Here is a 17,646-nt window from a genome sequence, read left to right on the forward strand (position 1 = left end):
CTGTTCATTTAGTCAAACAGTCCTTAATTTTTTCAAAGAGACTCTTGCTCACTTGTAAGTTATTTACATCTTCGTTGCTTTCATTTGCAAAGCGTAATAATAACTCACGTTGAGTGTCTGTCAACTTCTTAGGCGTTTGGACAGTTACTACAATATGTTGGTCCCCCCGTTGTTTAGGGTTACGCAAATATGGAATACCTTTGCCCTTTACGCGGAATGCCGTTCCCGTTTGAGTACCTTCCGGAATCTTTAACTCTACTTTACCATCTAAGGTGTTAACTTGTATAGTCGCACCTAATGCTGCTTGAGCAAAGCTAATATTTACACGGCTAATAACGTCATTACCATTTCGTTCAAATTCCTTATGAGGACGAACGAAGATATACACGTAAAGATCGCCTTTTGGACCACCTAAGATACCAGGTTCACCTTCATTAGCAACGCGTAAGCGGGAACCACTATCTACACCTGCTGGAATTTTGATAGAGATTTTACGTTTTGCCAACATTTCACCTGTTCCACGACATTTGGAACAAGGTTTTTCGATGCTTTTACCAGTACCATGACAGCGGGAACAAGTGCGAACGGATTGCATACGTCCAAATGGAGTATTTTGAATAACCGCTTCTTGGCCAGAACCATGACAGTTTGGACAAGTATCGACACGAGATCCTGGTTCACCACCAGTACCATGACAGTGATCACATTCTTCATGACGATGCACTTCTATTTCCATAGATTTACCAAAGGCTGCATCTTCAAAGGAAATATCAATATCTTCGCGCAAGTCATTGCCTTTTTGAGGGCCTTGTTGTTGGCGTCCACCGCCAAACATGCCACCAAAAATGTCGCCAAAGATATCACCAAAGCCGCCAGCTTGACCACCGAAACCGCCAAAGCCACCTTGGAAACCACCGGCGCCAGCGCCGCCTCCTTGTTTGAAGGCGTCGTGGCCGAATTGGTCATATTGAGCTTTTTTTGTTTCGTCAGACAATACTTCGTAAGCTTCGTTAGCTTCTTTAAACTTTGCTTCCGCTTCCTTTGGATTATCTTTATTTACATCTGGATGGTATTGGCGTGCCTTTTTACGGAAGGCTTTTTTGATTTCATCTTGAGAGGCATTTTTGCTAACCCCTAGGATGTCATAATAATCACGTGCCATTAGTTACCAACCCTTCTTATTTCTTGTCGTCATCCACTACTGTGTAATCAGCATCAACTACATTGTCATCAGATTTTGTTTGTTGTTGACCTTGATCTGCACCACCAGCTGCTTGTTGAGCTTGTTGTGCTGCTGCATACATTTGTTCTGCTAATTTATGTAATGGTTGTTCCAAAGCTTCACTATCTTTTTTGATGTCTTCGATGTTGCCAGCTTCGATAGATTTTTTCAATTTATCTTTTGCTTCTTCAACTTCTTTCAATAAAGCAGTATCGCCTTTACCATCAAGTTCTTTCAATGCTTTTTCAGCTTGGTATACCAAGGAATCTGCATTGTTTTTAACATCTAATTCTTCTTTTCTAGCTTTATCTTCTGCTGCATGAGCTTCAGCTTCTTTAACCATGCGTTCGATTTCGTCTTCTTTCAAGCCGCTAGAAGAAGTAATTGTAATTTTTTGTTCCTTTTGAGTACCCAAATCTTTAGCTTTTACGTGTACGATACCGTTAGCATCGATGTCGAATGTTACTTCGATTTGTGGAACCCCACGAGGAGCTGCTGGGATACCATCCAAGTTGAAGCGACCCAATGTTTTATTATCGGCTGCGAACTCACGTTCACCTTGCAATACATGGATATCTACAGATGGTTGGTTATCTGCTGCAGTGGAGAATACTTGAGATTTAGATGTAGGAATTGTAGTGTTACGATCGATAATACGTGTGAATACACCACCCATTGTTTCGATACCAAGAGACAATGGAGTTACATCAAGTAACAATACGTCTTTTACTTCACCTACTAATACACCACCTTGAATAGCAGCACCGATAGCTACACATTCATCAGGGTTAACATTTTTAGTTGGTTCTTTACCCAATACTTTTTTAATAGCTTCTTGTACAGCTGGAATACGGCTAGAACCACCAACTAACAATACTTTATCGATATCGGATGCAGATAAACCAGCATCGTTCATAGCTTTACGAGTAGGTTCAATAGTAGCTTGTACCAAATCAGCTGTCAATTCTTCGAATTTAGCACGAGTCAATGTTACATCCAAGTGTTTAGGACCTGTAGCATCAGCTGTGATGAATGGCAAGTTGATATTTGTGCTAGCTACGCCAGACAATTCAATTTTAGCTTTTTCAGCAGCTTCTTTTAAACGTTGGTCAGCTAATTTATCATTAGATAAATCGATACCAGTTTCTTTTTTGAATTCTTCAATAAGGTAGTTCATGATACGTTGGTCGAAGTCATCGCCACCAAGATGGTTATTACCAGATGTTGCCAATACTTCGAATACGCCATCACCAAGTTCAAGGATAGATACGTCGAATGTACCACCACCAAGGTCAAATACAAGAACTTTACCGTCTTCATCTTTATCTACACCATATGCAAGAGCAGCTGCTGTAGGTTCGTTGATGATACGAAGTACTTCAAGACCAGCAATCGCACCAGCGTCTTTAGTAGCTTGACGTTGAGCATCTGTAAAGTATGCAGGAACTGTAATAACAGCTTGTTTTACAGGTTCGCCCAAGTAAGCTTCTGCATCAGCTTTGATTTTTTGAAGAATCATAGCAGAAATTTCTTGTGGTGTATAAGATTTACCTTCTACAGTTACTTTGTAGTCAGTACCCATGTGACGTTTAATAGAAATGATTGTGTTTTCTGGGTTAGATACAGCTTGACGTTTAGCTAATTGACCAACTAAACGTTCGCCATTTTTTGCAAAACCAACAACGGAAGGAGTTGTACGCGCGCCTTCTTGGTTAGTAATAACCGTAGGTTCGCCGCCTTCCATAACCGCAACACAAGAGTTTGTAGTACCTAAATCAATACCAATTACCTTTGCCATAATATATGCCTCCTAAAACCTTTATAATCTATTCAACAACTTTTACCATTGCTGGACGAATACAACGACCATCAACAGTATAGCCAGTTTGCAATACTTCACATACCGTATCAGATTCATATTCATCTGACGGCACTCGCATAATTGCTTGATGGAAATTTGGATCAAATGGTTTGCCAACCGCATCGATAACGGCTAAACCATGTTTAGATAACATAGCCATCAAATTTTGATGAATCATGATAAATCCATCAAGGAATACCTTAGCATCACCTTCTGCTGGACTTTGAACAGCTCGTTCAAAGTTATCTAATACAGGAAGTAAATCTGTAAGTACATCCCCTTTAACATATCCTGCAAGTTGCTCTTTTTCTTGGTTAGTACGACGTTTGAAGTTTTCAAAGTCAGCTTGCAAACGCTTATACCGATTATCGAAATCTGCTTTAAGCTCATCTAATACGTGAGCAGCGTCAGCAACAACTTCTTCAGTTTCTTCCACAGCCGGTTCCTCTACATTAGTAGCATTTGCTGTTTCGTCTACTGTTTCTTGTTTAATGTCTTGTTCTTCAGCCATTATATACCCTTTCTATTTTTGTTCTTTTACCATAGATTCCATCATATGTTTCATGTGAGACAACATTCCAATAATACGACCATATTCCATACGTGTCGGTCCTAGAATAGCAAGTGTACCAATAGGCTGATCTTGATTTGTGAAATCAGCTTGTACCACACTCATAGAATGTAGTGCTTCAGTATCATTTTCATCGCCAATCTTTACCTTCACAGGTGTAGGTGAATCATCCTTTAAAAGTTGTCCCAATTGATTTTGCTCTTCCACTAATGAAAGTAAGGGTTGTACTTTTTCAACAGACTTAAACTCTGGTTGATTTAACAACTCCGTGGTACCTACAGAATAGAACAACTTACGTTTATTAATTGCTCGTAATAATGTTTCTGAAAGGATCATCAAAATCCCTTGGGGTCCTTCCATATGAATCAAAAGTGTTCCTAACACTTCAGCCGTTACATGACCAATACTTACATTCTGTAATGCATTGCTAAATTGCATAGCCAAACTTTGTAATACATCAGGCGAAACGCCTTCAGTAAAGTACATCAATTCATTATCAAGAGCTCCTGTCTCAGTAATGACAACCATAACTGCTTGATGTGAATCGAGGGGCAACACATGAATGTATTTGATTAATGCTCTATCATGAGCTGGAGCTAAGAATAAACTCATGCTATGGCTTACTTGTGATAATAATTTAGCCATATTTAAGAAGAGCTCACTCGTCGATCCATTGGAATGTTTCCATAACATTTCAATTTTTTCAGCATCCTGTAATGGAACAGGTTGTCGACTCAACATAGAGTCAACATATAAGCGATAGCCTTTTGCTGAAGGAATACGTCCAGCCGATGTATGAGGTTGCTCTAAATAGCCTAACTCCTCTAAATCGGACATTTCATTTCGCACTGTTGCCGGACTTATACCAAGATTATAATTCTTGGCAATGGTTCTTGACCCTACCGGTTCAGCAGATTTAACGTAGTCTTCAATTATGGCTCGCAAGATGCGCTGTTTTCTTTCATCCATAATGACACCTCTTGTTAGCACTCATAAACTTTGAGTGCTAATCGCATGTATAATATTATCACATTGGAAAAAATTGTCAAGCAAAAAATCCTTAAAAAGTCAAATAATATCTATTTAGTCAAAAAGACAATTCAATATTTTTGATTAATTAGTCAAAAAATCAAAGTGTAACAATAAGAAAACACTTATACTATCTACGTTTATGTCATATCCTAAATTTTCAATCTTAGAATATGTTGGTCTAATAAAATTTATGTTATTAAGACCTGAAATAGTATAAGTGTTAATATTTGTAATAATTCTATTGTAATTTTATTGTTAATGAACTCTTAGTTAGATTACTTTCTAGCCATGCACATTTATAGATTAAGAACCATATACCAGAACCATAAATCAATGAGAAGTATAAATATAATAATTTATAGTTCTACACCTTCTAATGGATTACCAAGTCGTTCTAAGAGTTTTCCCATACGCTCACGTGGTTCCCCATGTTCCGCATACCAATCAACTAAAATATCTACAGCTTTTTTAGATTGCTCTACAGTAAGCTGTCTAGCCAAAATTTTGCCAGCTTCTGGTCTCATACCTGTATTACCGCCAACAGCCAACATAAAACCTTGGGATGTACCAATAAAAGCAATATCTTTTACCATTGCATCTGGACAGTTACGACCACATCCACTGATGCCAATTTTGCACTTATGTGATGTTTTTCGGCCGTAATGTTTTCTCTCTACATAATCAGCTAACTCTTTTGTTTCCATTTGGCCATTTTTACAATAGCCTTTACCAACGCAAGCAATTAAGGAATTAACCCCTCTATGAATAACCGTAGTTACACCTTCAGGTAATTCGGAAATAAGCTGTTCCTTATCTTCTTTTTCAATACCTGTAATTTGTATACCTGTTACAACATGACGAAAGGATCCACCATATTTTTCAGCTAATTCTATGCATGCCTTCATTTGGTCTAAACTAAATTCATTATGTAAACCGTGTAAAATAACCGATGTCTTCATCGTTCCTCCTCAAATCTAGCATGCTTATTCATCATCATCCTATTTATACTAACATATTAGATTTTGAGAAACTGTGAAAAATTACTCACGAATAAATTGACTAAATACATAGTTACCATGTTTTGCCCCTTCCGAGGTTAAATGATAACTATCATTTTCATATTCTAATAGGTCTTTGTTAACTAAATCGTTCAAAGTAGTACTAAATAAATTAACCACAGATATGCCAAATCGCTTTTTAAACGTATGTTCATTAAGGCCCCATTTAGTACGAAGTGCTAAAAAACAAAAATCCTCTTGGGCCCGCTCTACCGTAATAGTCTCCGTATCGATAGTAGGCATAGTATATCGATCAACAGCTTGTATATAAGGCATAACATTACGATTGTTACTGCGACGAACTCCGTCATAAAAAGAATGAGCACCTGCACCAAATCCTAAATAATCTACATAGTGCCAATACTTTAAATTATGACGACTATAGGAATTATCCTTACTGAAATTAGAAATTTCATATCGTTCAAAACCTAAATCTTTTAACCCAGCCATCATCATGTCATACATAGATTCATCAATGGTTTCACTAGGAATAGAAATAAGGTTCTTATCTACTAAATGATATAAATAAGTCCCTACCTCAACTTGAAGTCCATACGTTGAAATATGATTAATTGGCAAGTCTTTTACAATATCTAAATTATGTTGAATATCCTCTAAGGTTTGTCGTGGCAAACCATAGATTAAATCAATATTAATATCAGTAAAGCCCGCCTCTTTAGCATCGTAAACAGCTTGTTTAGCCTTTTCACCATTATGACTGCGATGCAGCATAGTAAGCGCCTTATCATCAAAGGTTTGAACACCAAAACTAATGCGATTAAAACCAAGATTAACTAACTTAGTTAGATACTGTAAATCTACTTCCCCAGGATTTGATTCAATAGTCATATGACAATCATCTGTAATTGTAAACGTACTTTTGATTTTATCTACAATCATCTGTAACTGTTGAATTGATAATTCAGTAGGCGTACCACCACCAAAGTAAATAGTATCAATAGGTCTAGATTTAGACTCTGGGTGTTCTGTAACCCATAAATCTATTTCTTGTACTAATGCATATACATAGGTTTCGTAATAATCTTGTAAATTTTGATAAGCTGGAAAATCACAGTACATACATTTCTGTTTACAAAAAGGGATATGGACATACAGGCCCATATCCCCAAGTGCAGACAGATTCAGAGTATTAGAATCTGTTTTCATTATATTAGTCCTCAACTTTGAGAATAGCCATGAATGCTTCTTGTGGAATCTCTACAGAGCCCACAGACTTCATACGTTTCTTACCGGCTTTTTGTTTTTCTAGCAATTTACGTTTACGAGAGATATCGCCACCATAACATTTTGCTAAAACGTCCTTACGCCAAGCTTTTACAGTTTCACGAGCTACAATTTTAGTACCTACTGCTGCTTGAATAGGAATTTCAAACATTTGACGAGGAATGAGTTCTTTTAATTTTTCCGCTAGTGCACGACCACGTGTAGCAGCACGGTCTTTGTGTACGATAATGGACAATGCATCTACAGGATCACCATTTAATAGAATATCCATCTTAACCATCGGAGATTGTTTATAACCAATCAATTCATAGTCTAATGATGCATAACCCTTTGTAGCGGATTTTAACTTATCAAAGTAATCGTAAATGATTTCACTTAAAGGTAAGTGATACACAACAGATACACGTGTTTCATCCAAATATTCCATGGATTGATATTCACCGCGTTTATCTTGAGACAATTCCATAATAGTGCCAACAAAATCTTTAGGTACGATTGTAGTAGCCTTTACATAAGGCTCCTCAATGTAGTCGATTTCTGTTGGTGGTGGTAATTTAGCAGGATTGTCCACTTCGAGCATTTCCCCATTTGTCTTGTAAACCTTATAGTTTACAGATGGAGCAGTTGTAATAAGGGATAAGTTATATTCACGTTCCAACCGTTCTTGAATAACATCCATATGTAATAGGCCGAGGAAACCACAACGGAATCCGAAGCCCAATGCCAAAGATGTTTCTGCTTCGTATTCTAAAGCAGCATCATTAAGTTGTAACTTTTCAAGTGCATCCCGAAGATTTTCATAGTCTTTAGAATCTGTTGGATATAAGCCACAATAAACCATAGATACAGCTTTGCGATAGCCAGGTAATGGTTCTGGAGCTGGGTTACTAGCTAATGTTACAGTATCACCAACGTGACAATCAGCTACATTCTTAATGCTAGCCGCAATACAACCTACAGAGCCACATGGTAACTCCTGAACAGGTACAAGATTTGGTGTAAAGATACCAAGTTCTGTTACATCAAAATCCTTTTTATCATGCATCATACGGATTGTATCTTTTGCTTTAATCGTACCTTCTTTTACACGTACATAAGCAATAGCGCCTTTATACGCATCAAAACGGCTATCAAAAATCAAAGCTCTAGTTGGTTCATCAGATTTATCTGGCGGTGCAGGCACCTTATTTACGATAGCTTCCAAAATATCTGGAATGCCAATACCAGATTTAGCAGAACATAAAACTGCTTCTGATGCATCTAAACCAATAATATCCTCAATTTCATGTTTAACTCGATCAGGATCTGCAGAAGGCAAATCAATTTTGTTAATAACAGGAATGATTTCAAGATCATGTTCTAAAGCGAGATACACATTTGCCAACGTTTGTGCCTCTACACCTTGTGCAGCATCTACTACGAGTAATGCGCCTTCACAAGCTGCAAGAGAACGAGATACTTCATAGCTGAAATCCACATGGCCCGGAGTATCAATAAGGTTCAATGTATATTCTTCACCATCTTGTGCTTTATACAAAATGCGAACAGATTGGGCTTTAATGGTAATGCCCCTTTCCCGTTCTAAATCCATAGAGTCTAGAACTTGGGCTTCCATTTCGCGTTTTTGTAATGTGCCAGTATATTCAATTAATCTATCGGCAATGGTAGATTTACCATGGTCAATATGAGCTATAATACAGAAGTTTCTAATCTTTTTCGTTGACATATTATGTGAACAAGTTCAAAGAACTTGTTTTCTCCTTTCTAACATACGCGATCGATAACAGCACCTCCTAATAATTGAGTGCCATTATAAAAGGCTACGGACTGACCTGGTGTAATAGCCCGTTGTGGTTCTTCAAAGATAACCTCCATCGTATCATCATCTAAGATACGTGCAGTACAAGGTGAAGGGTTCGCAGCGTAGCGGATTTTACCTTCTGCTTTTAATTCTTTATGAATTGTATCATCTAAGAAGTTATAGAACTTACAAATCATACGATTTGTAAAGAGTCGTTCATTAGGACCTACGATAACCTCATTGCGTTCACCATTAAAGCCAATAACATATAATGGGTGCTTGTATGCGATACCAAGACCCTTACGTTGGCCAATAGTGTAGTTAAATAAGCCATTATGCTTACCTAATACTTCACCATCTTCAGTAACGATATTACCAGATTTAGGTTTATCCTTCATTTCTTCTACCACGAGCTTTTGATAGTTCCCGTGAGGTAAGAAACAAATATCTACACTATCTGGTTTTTTAGCTACTGGTAAATCATATTCAGCAGCTAATTTACGTGTTTCAGTCTTACATTGACCACCTAGTGGGAACATAAGATGACTCAAGATACGTTGGTTCATATTATACATAACATAACTTTGATCTTTTGTAGGATCAACGCCTTTATGTAACTCATACAAACCTGTTTCTTCATTATAATTAACCTGTGCATAGTGACCAGTAACCATATGTGTGGCCCCTAGTTCAAGTGCACGATTAAGCATCAAATCAAACTTGATATTTTTGTTACAGAATACACAAGGATTTGGTGTACGACCATAGGCATATTCTTTTACAAAGTAATCTACCACATTATCGTAGAATACATCGCGAGCATCGATAACGTGATGCTCGATACCAAGAAAATCACACATCTTCTTAGCATCTGTTACAGCGAGGGGAACTGAATCATAAGGTGTACCACTCACCCACAGCCACAGGGTAATACCAAATACTTTATAGCCTTGTTTTAGTAGCATTGCAGCAGTTAAAGAACTGTCTACGCCACCACTCATAGCTACAGCGATAACTTTTTCCATACTTTCTCCTTTTAATGATCTCTTGATCATAAAACTAATCAGGGTGAAAGCCTGACGTGTAAAAAACACTAGTTCGGTGTAAAAGTCCGAGTAGTATTGCTATGAAATTATAGCAATTTATATTATAGCCTAGAACTAGGTATATTGAAAAGATTTGAAACAAAAAGAATCCCTTTCTCAAAGAGAAAGAGATTCTAACTGTTATCTATGTTTTAATATTTCTTCTGCAGCACCTAAAATGCCAAGCATGGAATGTTCAAACACAAGGCCACCTTGCATAAAAATCGTATACGGTGGACGAACAGGACCATCTGCACTTAATTCAATGGAGGAGCCTTGTACAAAGGTACCACCAGCCATGATAATTTTATCTTCATAACCAGGCATATCGCCAGGGATTGGATGTACATGAGCATCTACAGGAGAATAGGCTTGCATACCTACACAGAAGTGCTCCATTTCTTCCCCATTTTTTAGATTGATGGCTTGGATCAAGTCATAGCGATCAGCATTTACCTTAGGGAATACATCATAGCCTAACAATTCACCTACCGCAGCCGTATATACGGCCCCTTTAAGTGCTTGCAATACTACGTGAGGTGCCATAAATAAACCTTGGAAGAACAAGCGATAACCAGGAGCATAGGAGCCCATATGATCGCCAAGTCCTGGAGCAGTAAGTTGATAGGCTGCATCTTCTACAAGGTCTTCTCTACCAACAATATAACCACCAGTTGGTGCCAAACCGCCACCTGCATTTTTAATGAGAGAGCCCGCCATAATATCGGCACCAGCTTCTAATGGTTCTTGTAACTCTGTAAATTCGCCATAGCAATTATCTACAAAACAAATGGTGTTAGGATTTTTAGCTTTTACAGCATCTACAATGATCTTAATATCGGCAATAGATAATGGTTCACGCGTACTATAGCCGCGAGAACGTTGAATGACTACTACTCGCGTATTATCATTCACAGCGTTAGCAATGGCCTCCACATCATAGGTATTATCTTTTAAAGGCACCTCAGTATAGGTAAACCCTTTTTCTACTAAGGAACCACGTACTTTACGAGCAGCACCAATTACGGATTGCATTGTATCGTAAGGAGCGCCAACGGCATAGATAAATTCTTTACCTTTAGAACCATTCCCCATTAAGGAAATCAACGTTGTTGCTAGTGCGTGTGTACCAGATACAAAATGAGGACGAACGATAGCCTTTTCACCTTTAAATACATAGGCAAATACTTCATCTAATTTTTCACGTCCCACATCGTTATAACCATAACCAGTAGTACATGTGAAATGATAATCAGATACTTGGCATTCTTTAAATGCTTCTAATACTTTTTTTGTATTAGCTAAAGCAATAGGTTCAAATTTCTTAAATTCTGGTTCCGCCATTTCAAGGGCTTTACTACGTATTTCTTCTAATGTCATGCTAATCCTTCTCTACGGATTAAATCCATAGCTTTATTAAATATAAAATCTTTAGATGTATCGTTATCAATATGTATCCATTCAATATATGGCATACGTTTATACCAAGTAATTTGGCGCTTTGCAAAATGTCGTGTATTCTTCTTGATTAAATCACGACATTCATCAAGTGTAATACGGCCATTTATATATTCTACAACCTCTTTATAACCAATGCCTTTAAAAGCTTGGCAATCTGGATTTACTCCAGATTTAAGAAGTTGCTCTACTTCTTCAATCAAACCTATATCAAACATCATATCAACGCGTAAATTAATGCGTTCATATAACTTATCACGGTCTCTCATAAGACCTATAACAGGTCCTTTATAAGATACACCATCTTTTGTTTGATTACGTAATGAATCTACATCACCATGATGCAATATCTCAATAGCCCGATACAAACGATGTTTGTCATTATATTGTATCTCTATATTATGTTCTTTACCTAATGTGAAAGCATAGTCTCGTAAGCCTTCAATACCTTTTGTATTATAAAGCTCATCAAGTTTTGCTCGTAAATTTTCATCAGGCTTAACATCATTAAAGTTATAGTTCTCCAATAATGATTGAACATACAGTCCTGTGCCACCAGATAAAATAGGAAGAATATTCTGATCTTTTAAACTAGCGATAATCTCTTTCGCTTGGTCTTGAAAAATAGATACCGAATATGAATCATTTGGTTCTAGTATATCAATGAGATGATGTTTTACCCTATTAAGTTCATCCATCGATGGTTTAGCGGTACCAATATTGAGTTGTTTATATACTTGGTAAGCATCACCAGAAATAACCTCAGCATTAAGTTGTTCAGCTAATTCCAAGGTAAGATCAGTTTTGCCTACCGCCGTAGGTCCAACGATGGTAATTAAGGGATTCACATTAACTCCTTCATATATACACCATAGCCTATGCGGCTATACTTTCCCCCCACCCATTGATGAGGTGGATACTTTTGAAAGACCGAACTAAAGGGTCGTTCTTTTATAATAACACCATATCTAGCAACGCGCATAGCTTGCGACATAATTATATCATCAATGTGACTTTCTACAGTATGACCACGAAGCGGCTTAAATTGTGGACTTTCCTCTACAGGCACTTCAAACATGGGATCAAAATAAATAATATCTACACTATTATCTGATAGGTTAGGTAAATAGTTTTCATAGGTCGCATGTTGTACCTGAATACGTCGTAACGCATTTGTTACACTATCCTCACTATGAATATAATGAGCCAATCCATAGGAAGTAGCAAGCCATATAGGAAACGAACCTTCTAATCCTTGTATCTCTACATTAGGAAAAGCATAACTAACAATAATGCTATCACTAGCTAGGCCTATAGTAGAGTCGAGAAATGTAAACTGCTGTCCATCAAGTATGCCTTTTTTATCCAGAATAGTTTGAACAGCATTAACTAGATGATCTCCTTCACCACGTTCTATACGTAATATACGTAGTTGTGCCATGGAAAGGTGAAAGCTATGTTGCTTATTTTCAGGAAAATGGATGGTTAATTCAGATCCTGAAAGAACTGCAATATATTCACATTGATATTCTCTAAATAATGCCGGTATAGATGATTTTCCACGTTTTATATAGGTCATATGCATAGAGGAAGCCAATGCCTTGGCTTCCTCCTGAATGGCCTCATTAGATTTTTGAGATGTAGTTAAAATATTCATATTAAGACCGTAAGAATAATTTACCTAATTCATCAGGTGTAAATTTAATAATTGTTGGTCGACCATGAGGACATACATAAGGCTTTTCAGTACTAAATAAATCCTCAATTAAGGTAGTCATTTGATACATATTAAGGTTATGACCTGCCTTGATGGCCCCTCTACAAGATGCATAGGCTAGCATTTCATGACGCAACTGAGCCTTTGTAGGTTGTTGGTGGTCATGTAAGTAAGAAAATACATATTGGAGAATTTCAAACGCCTTAGATTCTACTAAATCTACAGGAGCGCCTACAAGTTTTATCTTTGTAGGACCACCTAATTCGATATCAAATCCAAGATCCAGTAATATTTCTCGTTCTTCCTCTACTAAATTCATTTCATCATCTGTGGCCTCACTATATTGAGGTACTAGAATAGATTGCATAGGAATTGCTTCAGAGGACTTACAAAGCTTATCATAACGTACACGTTCATGGGCCGCATGTTGATCTATAATATAGAGATCATCACCCTTTTTAGCCAAAATATAACAAGAAGCAACTTGTCCCATAGGTAAGAATCCAGAATTTTGAATCGTACGTTCTTCTGTATTATCTTCCCGAATATCGTGAGCTAAGGCCTTAAATCTTTCTACATCCTCTTTCGTATAACTAGTATATTCGGTAGGGACAGCATCAAAACTTTCATCTGTAAAGGAAGACTGTTCATACGTCGCCTTTGGCGCAGGTGGTGTGTAGCCCTTAGTTTTAAGATTCTCCACAAACTGCGCAGTTTCACTGCGCATGACTTCATACCCTTTTGTACGTCGTCCACCAAAGACCTTATCAAAATCTACCGCTGTTGCTATATGTTCAGCAGACTGCATCTCATCTTCTACCACAGAAGGTGTTCGATACGAATCATACGTACTATTGCCAGCGGAAGATGAACTACTATTACTATCCCTATCCCTATTGTTACTATTGAAGTCAACTCCATTAGTGACTATACCACTCATATAAGAGGATGATTCGCGTTCATAACGCTCATGGAGAGGATTATTTAAGGCATTTAAAATACCATGATAAACGGCTTTAAATATAATCTTATCATCAGAGAATTTTACTTCACTCTTACGAGGATGGACATTAATATCAACCATCTCAGCAGGAACAGTAATATTTAGAACTACTAAAGGATGACCATTTTTCGGCAATAATGCGTGATATGCATTATCGATAGCCTTCATTATAGTTTTATCAGAAATAACGCGGTTATTAACGATAATAGTCTGCCAAATTCTCGTGCTTTTTAGAAGTGTAGGTTTACTCACCACACCGTCGATATAGATAGAGTCACTTTCATAAGCAACAGTGAAAATATCATCCTTAGTTTTATAGCCATATAGGGCAGCTACAGTATCACCAATATTGCCATTTCCAGGCGTAATAATAGCCACTCGATCATCGATAATGAGCTTAAAGGAAATGTGTGGATTACTAAGAGCTAATTTTCCCACAATATCTTGAATCTTAGAAGATTCTGTGCGTTCCGTTTTCAAGAATTTACGACGGGCTGGCGTATTATAGAACAGATCTCTAATTTCAATTGTTGTGCCAGGTGCTGCACCGTAAGGAATACAATCGGTAAAAGTACCACCATCTACGGTAATACGAGTCCCTAAATCAGCATCTGCTTTACGTGTAGTCATGGAAAAATGAGATACAGAGGCAATACTAGCCAATGCTTCACCACGGAAGCCGAGGGATGCAATATCAAATAAATCCTCTACATGCTGAATTTTAGATGTAGCATGGCGTAAGATTGCTAACCGCGCATCCTCTTCAGTCATACCAATGCCATTATCGGTAATGCGCATATACGCCACACCACCATCTCCAATTTCTACCTCTATATTAGTAGCAGAAGCATCGATAGAGTTTTCAATGAGCTCTTTAATAACTGATGCGGGGCGCTCAACGACTTCACCAGCAGCTATCTTATTGATTGTGGTTTCATCCAAAACATGAATGGTAGCCATTATTTCCCGCCTCCTTTACGAGCCTCCTCTTGTAGTTCATATAATTTATTTAATGCTTCAATAGGTGTCATGCTCATTACATCCACTTCCAGTAAGCTATCAACTACTGAATGAGTAAATAAGTTACCTAGTGGAGAATCACTCACTTGTTTAGTGGTTGGTTTTACCACATTAGTAGGTTGACCGCCAATCACACGATTATTTAAATCACTAGCATCATGACTTTGATCTTCCAAGGATTCCAAAATCACTTCTGCTCGTTTTAATACAGAATTAGGTAAACCAGCCAGTCTAGCTACGTGAATACCATAGCTTCGGTCTGCACCACCTTTAATGATGCGGCGCAAGAATGCTACATCTTTACCTTTTTCTTTTACTGCTACAGTATAATTCTTTAATTTACTATAGCTTTCCTCTAAACAGATTAACTCATGGTAATGTGTAGCAAATAATGTCTTGCCATGAATATGCTTACAAATATGCTCCACTACAGCTTGGGCGATACTCAATCCATCAAAGGTGCTCGTACCACGACCAATTTCGTCGAGAATAATCAAGCTATTGTGTGTGGCATTTTCTAATATATATGCTACCTCTTTCATTTCTACCATAAAGGTACTTTGACCAGTAGAAATATCATCACTAGCACCTACGCGCGTAAAGATACGATCTACAGGTGAAATAGATGCCTCCCGAGCAGGAATAAAAGAGCCGATTTGAGCCATAATCATTAAAATTGCCGCTTGACGCATATACGTTGATTTACCTGCCATGTTAGGTCCTGTAATGAGCAAGAACTCCTCATCATCATGATTTAAAAAGATATCATTCGGTACAAAGACCTCACGTTTTAAGAATTTTTCAATAACAGGATGACGACCATCGCGAATATTAATTTGTCCATTCATTACAATGGTAGGACAAATATAATTCTCTTCATAGCCTACAAGTGCTAAGGAACCTAATACATCAAGCTCAGCAAGAGCACGAGCTGTCTCTTGTACATCTTTTATAACGAGTTTAATATCATTTCGTAATTGTTGATATAGTTCATATTCTAAGGCGATTATCTTATCTTTAGCGCTGAGAATTTTGATTTCAAACTCTTTTAATTCCGGTGTAATATAACGCTCTGCATTGGCTAAAGTTTGTTTTCGAATGAAATAATCCGGTACTTGTTCAGATTTACTATGAGATACTTCAAAATAGTAACCAAACACCTTATTATAGCCAGTTTTAATTTTAGATAAACCGGTAGCCTCTTTAATATCAGCTTCCATCTTGGCTAACCATTGTTCGCTATTCGTAGCCAATGAACGTAGTTCATCTAAATCCGGATTAAAACCATCCTTAATAACTCGACCCTCTTTTAATGTCAGTGCAGGCTGATCAGCAATAGCACGACATAATAGGTCATAAATATCTTTATGATCTTGAATACAATCATTGATAGAAGTTAATGATAAACTGGCACATGTACTTAATACATTTTTAATATCTGGTAAAACAGCTAATGATTCACGAAGTGCTGTTAAGTCCCTTGGGGACACAGATCCAGTTTCTACACGTCCTACAATACGCTCAAAATCATAAATGCAGTCCAGTAAGCTACGGATATGGGAACGTTCTGCACCACGTGTAATCAGTTCTGCTACAGCGGCTTGTCTACGCTGAATTTGATTAACATCCGTCAACGGACTTTCGAGCCATTGTTTTAAAAGACGAGCCCCCATTGGTGTCAATGTACGATCAAGTACATCAAGTAATGTACCTTTTTGACCACCATCACGTAAGTTATGAGTAATCTCTAAATGGCGCAAAGAAGATGTATCTAAAATCAAACGATTTCCGACACTCAATTGATGAACATAGTTAATGTGAGAAATTTCAGACTTAATGATATCCTCTAAATATAAGAGCATATAGCCCAAAGCTTCCCATACATCCTCTTCCATGAGACCTAGATCACCAAAGTGAGTAACCGCCTTTTCCGCTACTTCGCGCTGTGTATGATATGTACTAAATGGAGATAATACAATATTACTGAATTGATTATCCATAAAGTCTTTTATATCTTGCGGTAATACTGTTCCCTCAGGCAATATAATTTCACTTGGACGATACATGCTGAGAGCATCAAACATATCGCTTCGTTTTTCACAATCAGTAATGCGATGCCAAATAACTTCCCCTGTAGATACATCAGAAAATACGAGTATCCATGCATCTTTTACCATATAAAATAACGCTAAAAAGTTGTTTGATCGTGCATCATTACCATTTTCAGTCATTACAGTCCCTGGTGTGATGACCTTAATAACATCACGCTTAACGATGCCTTTAACTGCTTTAGGATCTTCTAATTGTTCACATATAGCAACCTTATAACCTTTTTTTACCAATGTTTCAATATAACTTTCAGCAGCATGAAAAGGAACGCCACACATAGGTGTGCGTTCCTCATCTCCTGTTGGGCGACCGGTTAAGGTTATATTAAGTTCACGAGATGCAATTAATGCATCATCATTAAATAATTCATAAAAGTCACCTAAACGAAAGAACAGTAATTCTTCAGAATATCTAGATTTAATATCTAAATACTGCTCCATCATAGGTGTTTGCTTTTTTGCCAT

Annotated in this window: 12 protein-coding genes and 1 pseudogene; all 13 read right to left on the reverse strand. The window is 37.4% G+C overall.

Features of this window, described 5'->3' with window-relative positions; all coding sequences use genetic code 11:
* Positions 1 to 4: 4 nt before the first annotated feature.
* Complete coding sequence (gene dnaJ / locus EL171_RS05180; protein ID WP_005386692.1) at positions 5 to 1,162, reverse strand: molecular chaperone DnaJ; 1,158 nt, start codon at positions 1,160 to 1,162, stop codon at positions 5 to 7.
* 16 nt (positions 1,163 to 1,178) lie between these two features.
* Positions 1,179 to 3,020, reverse strand: coding sequence for a molecular chaperone DnaK (gene dnaK, locus EL171_RS05185; protein WP_005386694.1), 1,842 nt, complete (start codon positions 3,018 to 3,020; stop codon positions 1,179 to 1,181).
* 28 nt (positions 3,021 to 3,048) lie between these two features.
* Positions 3,049 to 3,594 (reverse strand): nucleotide exchange factor GrpE, encoded by a 546-nt coding sequence (gene grpE / locus EL171_RS05190; RefSeq protein WP_005386696.1) that lies wholly within the window; start codon positions 3,592 to 3,594, stop codon positions 3,049 to 3,051.
* A pseudogene (hrcA, locus tag EL171_RS05195) lies at positions 3,594 to 4,623 on the reverse strand (heat-inducible transcriptional repressor HrcA). The gene grpE and the pseudogene hrcA overlap by 1 nt, the downstream one beginning before the upstream one ends.
* 419 nt (positions 4,624 to 5,042) lie before the next feature.
* Entirely contained in the window at positions 5,043 to 5,645 is a 603-nt protein-coding gene (locus tag EL171_RS05200) for a nitrite/sulfite reductase domain-containing protein (RefSeq protein ID WP_005386700.1), read from the reverse strand.
* Positions 5,646 to 5,726: 81 nt separating this feature from the next.
* A complete protein-coding gene (gene hemW / locus EL171_RS05205) occupies positions 5,727 to 6,911 on the reverse strand; it encodes a radical SAM family heme chaperone HemW (protein ID WP_005386702.1) in 1,185 nt (394 codons plus the stop codon).
* Between the two features lie 4 nt (positions 6,912 to 6,915).
* Complete coding sequence (gene lepA / locus EL171_RS05210) at positions 6,916 to 8,715, reverse strand: translation elongation factor 4 (RefSeq protein WP_005386704.1); 1,800 nt, start codon at positions 8,713 to 8,715, stop codon at positions 6,916 to 6,918.
* A 38-nt stretch (positions 8,716 to 8,753) separates the two neighbouring features.
* Positions 8,754 to 9,815 (reverse strand): tRNA 2-thiouridine(34) synthase MnmA, encoded by a 1,062-nt coding sequence (gene mnmA, locus EL171_RS05215; RefSeq protein ID WP_039969211.1) that lies wholly within the window; start codon positions 9,813 to 9,815, stop codon positions 8,754 to 8,756.
* Positions 9,816 to 10,016: 201 nt separating this feature from the next.
* Entirely contained in the window at positions 10,017 to 11,255 is a 1,239-nt protein-coding gene (locus EL171_RS05220) for a methionine gamma-lyase family protein (RefSeq protein ID WP_005386708.1), read from the reverse strand.
* Positions 11,252 to 12,181, reverse strand: a complete 930-nt coding sequence (gene miaA / locus EL171_RS05225) for a tRNA (adenosine(37)-N6)-dimethylallyltransferase MiaA (RefSeq protein WP_005386710.1) — start codon at positions 12,179 to 12,181, stop codon at positions 11,252 to 11,254. The genes EL171_RS05220 and miaA overlap by 4 nt, the downstream gene beginning before the upstream one ends.
* Entirely contained in the window at positions 12,178 to 12,990 is an 813-nt protein-coding gene (locus tag EL171_RS05230) for a class I SAM-dependent methyltransferase (RefSeq protein WP_005386712.1), read from the reverse strand. The genes miaA and EL171_RS05230 overlap by 4 nt, the downstream gene beginning before the upstream one ends.
* A gap of 1 nt (position 12,991) precedes the next feature.
* Positions 12,992 to 15,013, reverse strand: coding sequence for a DNA mismatch repair endonuclease MutL (mutL, locus tag EL171_RS05235; RefSeq protein ID WP_005386714.1), 2,022 nt, complete (start codon positions 15,011 to 15,013; stop codon positions 12,992 to 12,994).
* Complete coding sequence (mutS, locus tag EL171_RS05240; RefSeq protein WP_005386715.1) at positions 15,013 to 17,646, reverse strand: DNA mismatch repair protein MutS; 2,634 nt, start codon at positions 17,644 to 17,646, stop codon at positions 15,013 to 15,015. The genes mutL and mutS overlap by 1 nt, the downstream gene beginning before the upstream one ends.

The organism is Veillonella dispar (assembly GCF_900637515.1).
In the GTDB taxonomy this organism is placed as follows: domain Bacteria; phylum Bacillota; class Negativicutes; order Veillonellales; family Veillonellaceae; genus Veillonella; species Veillonella dispar.

Excerpts from the sequence above, each read along its gene's own strand:
- dnaJ (WP_005386692.1), bottom strand. The coding sequence starts at position 1,162 with ATGGCACGTGATTATTATGACATCCTAGGGGTTAGCAAAAATGCCTCT.
- dnaK (WP_005386694.1), bottom strand. The coding sequence starts at position 3,020 with ATGGCAAAGGTAATTGGTATTGATTTAGGTACTACAAACTCTTGTGTT.
- grpE (WP_005386696.1), bottom strand. The coding sequence starts at position 3,594 with ATGGCTGAAGAACAAGACATTAAACAAGAAACAGTAGACGAAACAGCA.
- EL171_RS05200 (WP_005386700.1), bottom strand. The coding sequence starts at position 5,645 with ATGAAGACATCGGTTATTTTACACGGTTTACATAATGAATTTAGTTTA.
- hemW (WP_005386702.1), bottom strand. The coding sequence starts at position 6,911 with ATGAAAACAGATTCTAATACTCTGAATCTGTCTGCACTTGGGGATATG.
- lepA (WP_005386704.1), bottom strand. The coding sequence starts at position 8,715 with ATGTCAACGAAAAAGATTAGAAACTTCTGTATTATAGCTCATATTGAC.
- mnmA (WP_039969211.1), bottom strand. The coding sequence starts at position 9,815 with ATGGAAAAAGTTATCGCTGTAGCTATGAGTGGTGGCGTAGACAGTTCT.
- EL171_RS05220 (WP_005386708.1), bottom strand. The coding sequence starts at position 11,255 with ATGACATTAGAAGAAATACGTAGTAAAGCCCTTGAAATGGCGGAACCA.
- EL171_RS05230 (WP_005386712.1), bottom strand. The coding sequence starts at position 12,990 with ATGAATATTTTAACTACATCTCAAAAATCTAATGAGGCCATTCAGGAG.
- mutL (WP_005386714.1), bottom strand. The coding sequence starts at position 15,013 with ATGGCTACCATTCATGTTTTGGATGAAACCACAATCAATAAGATAGCT.
- mutS (WP_005386715.1), bottom strand. The coding sequence starts at position 17,646 with ATGGCAAAAAAGCAAACACCTATGATGGAGCAGTATTTAGATATTAAA.